The sequence below is a fragment of the Pedobacter sp. 10L46_2 genome (assembly GCF_056395165.1).
On sequence record NZ_JBFTIZ010000215.1, the window covers coordinates 1 to 7,219 of the forward strand.

The window sequence follows — 7,219 nt, forward strand, 5'->3', positions numbered from 1 at the left end:
GCTGTAAGGTGTGTTGTCGTTAAGATAAATCACCTGAGCAATGGCCTGAAATTTAGCAGAAAGTATAAAGGCAATTAAAATAAGAAAACGGCGCATATAAGAGATCGTTTACAATAATTGGTTTGGTCGTTTTTATAACCAAATGTAAGCCAACATTTTTGTTTATAGTATGTTAAGTCTATAAAACTTCTATTTTTTATGTGTAAAATATGTAAATTGGGTTTAAAACGATTTAAATTATGGATACACGTCGCGACTTTTTACAGAAACTTGGACTTTCTTCATTGGTTTTACCATTTATACCGCTTTCGGGATGGTCAGCTTCAAAAACTGATAAATTGTACGATGGACCAGTCTTACGGGTAGCTATTATGGGCCTTGGCGGCTATGGTAGTCGCGTTGCAGAAGCAATGCAATCCTGCGTTAAAGCAAAACTGGTAGGTGTAATTAGTGGAACACCATCTAAAATCAAAGACTGGCAAGCCAAATATGGTATTCCGGAAAAGAACTGTTATAACTATGAGAACTTTGATCAGATAAAAAACAATCCTGATATTGATGCGGTCTATGTTATTACCCCTAATGCGCTTCACCATGATCAGGTTATTCGTGTTGCCAAAGCGGGTAAGCATGCAATTTGCGAAAAGCCAATGGCAATAAGTCCTAAAGAAGGGCAAGAAATGATCGATGCATGTAAAAAAGCAAACGTGAAGTTGCTGGTGGGGTACAGGATGCATTTTGAGCCCAAAACCCTCGAAGTTATCCGAATGAGAAATGCCGGTGAATTTGGAAAGATCATGTTTTTTCAAGGACAATGTGGCTTTAAAATAGGCGATCCAAAACAATGGCGATTGAATAAACAGCTTGCAGGTGGGGGAGCAATGATGGATATAGGTATTTACGCCATCAACGGCTCCAGATATATGGTAGGCGAGGAACCTACATGGGTAACCGCACAAGAAAGAAAAACAAATACTGAAATATTTAAAGAAGGGGTTGATGAAACCATTCAATTCCAGATGGGATTTCCGGGTGGGGCGGTAGCCTCTTACCTGTCGACATATAATATGAACTATCTTGATCGGTTTTATCTTGTCGGAGAGAAAGGTTTTGCCGAGATGCAGCCTTCAACCGGCTACGGGCCAATAAAAGGGCGTACGCATAAAGGTGAATTAACACAACCCCACGCTACCCACCAAACTGTACAGATGGAAGAAATGGCAGGCATTATTTTAGAAGGCAAAGAGCCAATAGTACCTGTTAACGGAGAAGAAGCGCTAAAAGATTTAAAAATTATTGAAGCCATTTATCTGGCGGCTAAAACAGGTAAAAAGATACCGCTAAAACTGTAGGCTCTTTAAAAAAAGAGTTTACCCCATGATTTTTGATAGTGCAAGATGCTGAAGTAGCATGATTGTTTTTCCATCCTTGATTTCGCCGGTTGCAATCATTTTCATTGCGGTATTAAATGGTAATTCCAGTACTTCTATATCCTCATCTTCTACGCCGCCTCCTATTTCCGTTTTCATATCAGCCGTGTATTCTGCAATAAAGAAATACAGTTTTTCTGTAACGGAACCAGGACTCATATAAACTTCAAATACTTTTTGAACGGAGGACAATACATATCCGGTTTCTTCCTCTGTTTCTCTGCGGATAGCTTCCTCCGGACTGTTTTCGTCAAGTAAACCTGCGCATGTTTCAATCAGCATTCCGGTAACATTGCCATTAACGTATGTGGGGAATCGGAACTGCTTAATCAGAATAACGGTTTGCAGTGATCGGTTGTAAAGAAGGATTGTAGCCCCGTTTCCACGATCATAAGTTTCCCTGCTTAGCGTTTCCTGTATCCCTTTTTTAGACAAGAAGTTGAATGTTGTTTTCTTTAAAACATACCAGTCGTCTGATAAAATTTCCTCTTTGATTATATTTATTGTACTATTCATGATCAATTATGATTAATAATGATTATTTTTGATCAAATGTAGGCTATTTATATGAGTTTTCAGGAAAGAAAGAAAAAGATTTTAATGATACTTGATGAATTTGAGGCTTTATCTGTAATGGAGATCTCTCGGAAATTATCAATATCTCCTGCTACGGTCAGAAGAGATTTGCAAGATCTTTCTGAAGAGGGGCTCCTGCAGCGAACGCATGGAGGCGCCATGAAGCTAGATAATCTGCCCTTCGTGGCATTCCATAAAAAGCAAACTGCTAATACAGAAAGCAAGCAGGAAATAGGAAAATTAGCTGCCGCTCAGGTGGTAGATGGGGATACAATATTTATGGATTGCGGAAGTACGGTGTTTGCTATGTGTGCTCATTTAAAGAAGCTTAATAAGCTAAAGGTTATTACCAATTCTTTGCCAATAGTAGCAGAATTAATAGATACACCTGGTATTGGTATTAACCTGATAGGGGGTGAGCTGGATAAAGAACGCAGGGCAGTGCACGGGGATATGGCGGTTCAGCACATCGATACTTATCACGTTTCTAAAGCTTTTGTAGGTGTCGACGGCATATCACTACAAAATGGTTTAACAGCACATAGCGAAAAGGAAGCCCAAATAACAAAAGCTTTTCTAAAGAATGCGGAACAGGTTTATTTACTTACCGATTCCTCAAAAATTGGGAAAGATGCTTATGTTAAATTTGGAACTCTGAAATCGATACACTTTTTAATTACAGATGCTCAGCTAACGGGCCCTTTGAAAAAGAAAATCGAACAAGAAGGAGTGAGGGTGCTGCAGTAGTTTACCGGTAATACTTCTTTCTAAACCAAAAAGCAACATTTACCAGGGCAATAAGTGCAGGGACCTCAACCAGTGGGCCAATAACACCTGCAAATGCTTGCCCCGAGTTGATGCCGAAAACGCCAATTGCAACAGCTATTGCCAGTTCAAAATTATTGCCTGTAGCAGTAAATGCAATTGCTGTGTTTTTAGAATAATCAGCGCCAAAATATTTGCCCATAAGGAAGCTGAAGATAAACATGATCACAAAATAGATGACCAATGGTATTGCTATTCGTATTACATCCATAGGAATTTTTATGATCAGATTGCCCTTTAAACTGAACATGATCACAATTGTGAATAATAAGGCGATTAGTGTAACAGGTGAAATTAACGGTACAAATTTGGTTTGAAACCAGGTTTCTCCTTTAAGTTTTATTAATGTATAACGGCTGATGATACCCAATGCAAACGGTATCCCAAGATAAATCGCCACACTCTCGGCAATCTGGCCTATCGTGATATTTACTTCTAATCCTTTTAATCCAAATAAAGGAGGTAAAACGGTAATAAAAATATACGCAAATACGCTGTATAATAAGACCTGAAAAATACTGTTCAGGGCAATCAGGCCAGCTGCATATTCTCTATCGCCTTCTGCAAGCTCATTCCAGACAACTACCATTGCAATGCATCTGGCCAGGCCAATCAAAATTAAGCCTACCATGTATTCAGGGTAGTCGTGCAAAAAAACAATGGCTAAAATAAACATGAGTACAGGGCCTATAATCCAGTTTAGTACTAAAGACAGAGAGAGCACCTTCGTGTCCTTAAATACCCTGCCCATATTTTCATACTTAACTTTGGCTAGTGGAGGGTACATCATCAGAATCAACCCTATTGCCAGTGGAATATTTGTTGTTCCGCTGGAAAAGGAATTGATAATGGTAGCGGAAGATGGAACCAGATACCCGATTCCAATACCAACAGCCATAGCAAGAAATATCCATAAAGTAAGGTAACGATCAAGAAAGCCTAATTTTTTCCTTTCCATTAAATATTCTTTTCTATAAAATTCTGACAGTACTGTTTAATCATCTCCCTTACTCCTCTGAATTGTGTTTTAACCTCCTCGTCTGTTCCTGTTGCTTTAGCTGGATCTGGAAAGTTGTAATGGAATTTTTGTGCATTTGTAGGGAAATACGGGCAGCTTTCCTTAGCGTTATCACACACAGTGATTACATAATCAAAATCAACATCCATGTACTCATTGATGTTGTTTGAAGTATGTGATGAGATGTCAATCCCATCTTCTTTCATCGTTTCAATGGCTTTCGGATTTACGCCATGTGTTTCTATCCCGGCACTGTAAATTTCAGCATTATTCTTTGCAAAGAATCTTAAATAGCCTTCGGCAATTTGACTGCGGCAACTGTTGCCGGTGCATAATACAAGTATATTTTTCATATTTTAACTAGCAGCAACCGCCACCTGGGGTGCAAGTAACTGTTTCTGTTGAGCCGCAACTTTCTCCTCTATTAATGGCTTTGCATTGTGTAAAATCAGCGCTTAGGTTTACAATAAAGTTCCCATTGTCAATAATAAATTCTCCGGGATACATCTGGCGAGTATCAAATTGAGAGTTCCCAAATTCTATTTTTACCACGGCCAGTGGATTTAATGGCAGGCTTTTCTCGACAAGCTTAACAATTGACAGTGCTTTGCTCACCGACATTGCTCTTTCATTATCCTTGGCAGATGGTTCCCACAGCTGAACTATAATTTCTGTCCACGAGTTCATAACCCCACCGCAATCTACCGATACAATGGGTGCCTGTTTAATTTCCGTGATGTGATATGAAGCATCTACCCATTTGTCCTCAGCATATTGAAATTGTAAAGTAAGTTCAGGATTGTCCTGTAGCTTACTTTTAAATGTTTGCCAGTTGATTAATTCCGTTGTATTCATGATAATTTGTTTAATTGTTTAATTGCAATATTACGATGTATTAGGTCAAATTTTTTTAACAGCAGTTTGTCTTTAATTCATAAGTAGAAAAGAATGCTGAGAGTTGTTGTTGAAGTTCATTCCATACCGTTGGATTGATGCAGTAACAAACACTTACACCTTCAATTGTACCCTGTATAATGCCTGCATTTTTCAGTTCTTTTAAATGTTGCGAAATGGTGGCTTGTGCAAGCCCAAGTTCTTCAACCAGGTCTCCACAGATGCAGGCATTTGCTTTAATGATCTGCTGTAGAATAGCAATGCGTGCAGGGTGGGCCATTGCTTTCAGCATCACCGCCAGGCGGTTTTGTTCTTCAGTAAATATTTCTGTTTTTGTAAGTCCCATAATTATACATCGCAATATTACGATATATAGTTGTAATGACAAATTTATTTTTAAAAAAAATTGCATTGTCCTAATGTCTTTGGAGATTAGTTTGGTGTTCTGCGGCCAGCTATTTTACTTTTGCTGGCTCGGGGCTTGTTCGAGACTTGTTCACACTTTCCTCACAAAAAGGTACCTGTTTGTGAGGAAAGTGTGAACAAGGTGCACATTATGTCTGGATCAAGTGGTCATACAATCTCATTCAGAGAACTGAAAAATTCACTTCTGTTTTACTAAAAATATTAGTAATTTTAATGCATCTAATTTTACTGATTTATGAAAGGCATATCAATAACACCGGAATTTCGAACCATATCCCCATCGGAACTACAAAAGCGCTGGCGGAAATCATCTACAGGATTGCCAAAGGATATCAAAAAGGTCCCGGTTTATTTTATTTGGGTGCCCCGAAAAAGTAAGTGACTTAAAACAATACTAATACCGTTGTTTTTCCAGTTCTACTTTTAAATCATCTTTTAAGTTTTTAGCTTTTTCCATCCATTCTGGTGCTTTTTCTTTGATGTCGTCGGCTATTGAGCGGCCATTAATGTCCTTTTTAGTTACATACTTAACTATGCCATATATTGCGGCGCCGATTAAGGCAGTTTTAAATAATCCCATTTTTTAAAATATTAGTGTTCTTATCACTAACAAACGGGACTGGAAATGGTTTGAAAATGCAATTTAAGAATCAAGACTGCTTAGTATCCCGGATTCGAGTCCTCTTAACTCTGCCAGACCCTTTAGCCTGCCAATAATAGAATAACCCGGGTAATGCTTTTTGTTCAGATCATCTAACATTTGGTGACCATGATCGGGTCTCATCGGAATAGAGCTATTGAGTCTTTGTTGAAGTGCAACCACCTCTCTAACAACTTCAGGCATGTTGGCATCTCCTTCCAGGTGATTGGCCTCGTAAAAGTTTCCTTCCTGATCTCTTTGGGTGCTACGGAGGTGAAGAAAGAAAATATGGTTGCCAAGTCTTTTTATCATTCCCTGTAGATCATTGTCGGCACGCGCGCCAAATGAACCTGTACAGAAGCATATGCCATTATTGGCCGATGGAACTTCGGTAAGCATGTCCTGGACATCGGCTTCAGTACTCATGATTCTTGGAAGGCCCAGAATAGAGTAGGGAGGGTCGTCCGGATGAATGGCCAATTGCAGTCCTGTTTGTTCTGCAACTGGAATAATTTCTTTAAGGAATTCATAAAGGTTTTCCTTTAGTTTCTTGTTGTCGATATTCCTGTAAGTTTCCAGCGCGCTTAAAATCTGCTCAGGGGTAAAAGGCTCGTCTGATCCTGGCAGGCTAAGTAATGCATTGTTGTATAAGGTTTCTTTTTCCTGTTTGCTCATTTCCCTGAACCGTTTTTCTGCCTTTTCAATCTCGCCTGGTTGATAGTCGTTTTGGGCATTTGGTCGCTTTAACAAGAAAAGATCAAATGCTATAAAAGCCGATTTTTCAAAATATAGGGCCTTGCTGCCGTCACTTAGTTCGTATGAAACATTGGTGCGCATCCAGTCCAATATGGGCATGAAATTATAGGTGATCACTTTTAAGCCGCAGGCAGCAACATTTTGCATGCTGATTTTATAGTTTTCTATATAGGTTTTATAGTTCCCACTTCTTTTTTTGATGTCCTCATGAACAGGTAAGCTTTCGATAACTGCCCATGTTAATCCTGCTTCGGAAATTTCTTTATTTCTCAGCGCTATCTCATCAATAGTCCATATTTCGCCAACAGGAATGTGATGCAGCGCGGTAACTACGCCCGTTGCGCCGCTTTGTTTGATGTATTGCAGACTAACCGGATCGTTAGGGCCGAACCATCTTAAGGTTTGTTCCATTTTAATCATATCAGCTTTAGACTTTTGTTTAAAATCCTATTGAATTTCCGCCGTCAACAGGTATAACTATACCCGTAATGAATTTAGCATCATCAGACGCAAGGAAGTAAGCGGCATCTCCTATGTCGGATGGTAGGCCTAGTTTTCCCATTGGGGTGCGCGAAAGCACCTTGTTTTTTCTGTCCGGATCATTGTTTAGTGCTTTGGCCGACATATCTGTGGCTATAAAGCCAGGAGCAATAC

10 protein-coding genes are annotated in these 7,219 nt (G+C 39.3%); 2 read left to right on the forward strand and 8 right to left on the reverse strand.

The window, feature by feature from the left end; genetic code table 11:
• The first annotated feature begins 239 nt into the window (after positions 1 to 239).
• The gene (locus AC1DDX_RS19350; protein WP_337715861.1) at positions 240 to 1,352 is read left to right on the forward strand and encodes a Gfo/Idh/MocA family protein; all 1,113 of its coding nucleotides are present in this window, start codon (positions 240 to 242) and stop codon (positions 1,350 to 1,352) included.
• A gap of 18 nt (positions 1,353 to 1,370) precedes the next feature.
• Here AC1DDX_RS19350 and nudK read toward each other — a convergent pair whose 3' ends face one another.
• Positions 1,371 to 1,946 (reverse strand): GDP-mannose pyrophosphatase NudK, encoded by a 576-nt coding sequence (gene nudK / locus AC1DDX_RS19355; RefSeq protein WP_172660996.1) that lies wholly within the window; start codon positions 1,944 to 1,946, stop codon positions 1,371 to 1,373.
• 51 nt (positions 1,947 to 1,997) lie between these two features.
• On the opposite strand from nudK, the gene AC1DDX_RS19360 reads away from it, so the two are divergent.
• Complete coding sequence (locus AC1DDX_RS19360; protein WP_172660995.1) at positions 1,998 to 2,753, forward strand: DeoR/GlpR family DNA-binding transcription regulator; 756 nt, start codon at positions 1,998 to 2,000, stop codon at positions 2,751 to 2,753.
• Between the two features lies 1 nt (position 2,754).
• On the opposite strand, the gene arsB is transcribed toward AC1DDX_RS19360, so the two are convergent.
• From arsB to AC1DDX_RS19395, 7 genes are all read right to left on the reverse strand, one after another.
• Positions 2,755 to 3,789, reverse strand: a complete 1,035-nt coding sequence (gene arsB, locus AC1DDX_RS19365) for an ACR3 family arsenite efflux transporter (protein WP_288879607.1) — start codon at positions 3,787 to 3,789, stop codon at positions 2,755 to 2,757.
• On the reverse strand, positions 3,789 to 4,202 hold the full coding sequence (locus AC1DDX_RS19370; RefSeq protein WP_288879609.1) for an arsenate reductase ArsC: 414 nt from the start codon (positions 4,200 to 4,202) through the stop codon (positions 3,789 to 3,791). The genes arsB and AC1DDX_RS19370 overlap by 1 nt, the downstream gene beginning before the upstream one ends.
• Before the next feature lie 7 nt (positions 4,203 to 4,209).
• Complete coding sequence (locus AC1DDX_RS19375) at positions 4,210 to 4,704, reverse strand: DUF6428 family protein (protein WP_172660992.1); 495 nt, start codon at positions 4,702 to 4,704, stop codon at positions 4,210 to 4,212.
• A 55-nt stretch (positions 4,705 to 4,759) separates the two neighbouring features.
• The gene (locus AC1DDX_RS19380) at positions 4,760 to 5,089 is read right to left on the reverse strand and encodes an ArsR/SmtB family transcription factor (protein ID WP_172660991.1); all 330 of its coding nucleotides are present in this window, start codon (positions 5,087 to 5,089) and stop codon (positions 4,760 to 4,762) included.
• Positions 5,090 to 5,563: 474 nt separating this feature from the next.
• A complete protein-coding gene (locus AC1DDX_RS19385; RefSeq protein ID WP_048904100.1) occupies positions 5,564 to 5,749 on the reverse strand; it encodes a hypothetical protein in 186 nt (61 codons plus the stop codon).
• Positions 5,750 to 5,812: 63 nt separating this feature from the next.
• On the reverse strand, positions 5,813 to 6,976 hold the full coding sequence (gene uxuA / locus AC1DDX_RS19390) for a mannonate dehydratase (protein ID WP_337715859.1): 1,164 nt from the start codon (positions 6,974 to 6,976) through the stop codon (positions 5,813 to 5,815).
• 28 nt (positions 6,977 to 7,004) lie between these two features.
• Positions 7,005 to 7,219: SDR family NAD(P)-dependent oxidoreductase (locus AC1DDX_RS19395; protein WP_477622433.1), on the reverse strand; the 215-nt coding region annotated here is incomplete at its 5' end.

Excerpts from the sequence above, each read along its gene's own strand:
- AC1DDX_RS19360 (WP_172660995.1), top strand. The coding sequence starts at position 1,998 with ATGAGTTTTCAGGAAAGAAAGAAAAAGATTTTAATGATACTTGATGAA.
- nudK (WP_172660996.1), bottom strand. The coding sequence starts at position 1,946 with ATGAATAGTACAATAAATATAATCAAAGAGGAAATTTTATCAGACGAC.
- uxuA (WP_337715859.1), bottom strand. The coding sequence starts at position 6,976 with ATGGAACAAACCTTAAGATGGTTCGGCCCTAACGATCCGGTTAGTCTG.
- AC1DDX_RS19370 (WP_288879609.1), bottom strand. The coding sequence starts at position 4,202 with ATGAAAAATATACTTGTATTATGCACCGGCAACAGTTGCCGCAGTCAA.
- arsB (WP_288879607.1), bottom strand. The coding sequence starts at position 3,789 with ATGGAAAGGAAAAAATTAGGCTTTCTTGATCGTTACCTTACTTTATGG.
- AC1DDX_RS19385 (WP_048904100.1), bottom strand. The coding sequence starts at position 5,749 with ATGGGATTATTTAAAACTGCCTTAATCGGCGCCGCAATATATGGCATA.
- AC1DDX_RS19380 (WP_172660991.1), bottom strand. The coding sequence starts at position 5,089 with ATGGGACTTACAAAAACAGAAATATTTACTGAAGAACAAAACCGCCTG.
- AC1DDX_RS19375 (WP_172660992.1), bottom strand. The coding sequence starts at position 4,704 with ATGAATACAACGGAATTAATCAACTGGCAAACATTTAAAAGTAAGCTA.
- AC1DDX_RS19350 (WP_337715861.1), top strand. The coding sequence starts at position 240 with ATGGATACACGTCGCGACTTTTTACAGAAACTTGGACTTTCTTCATTG.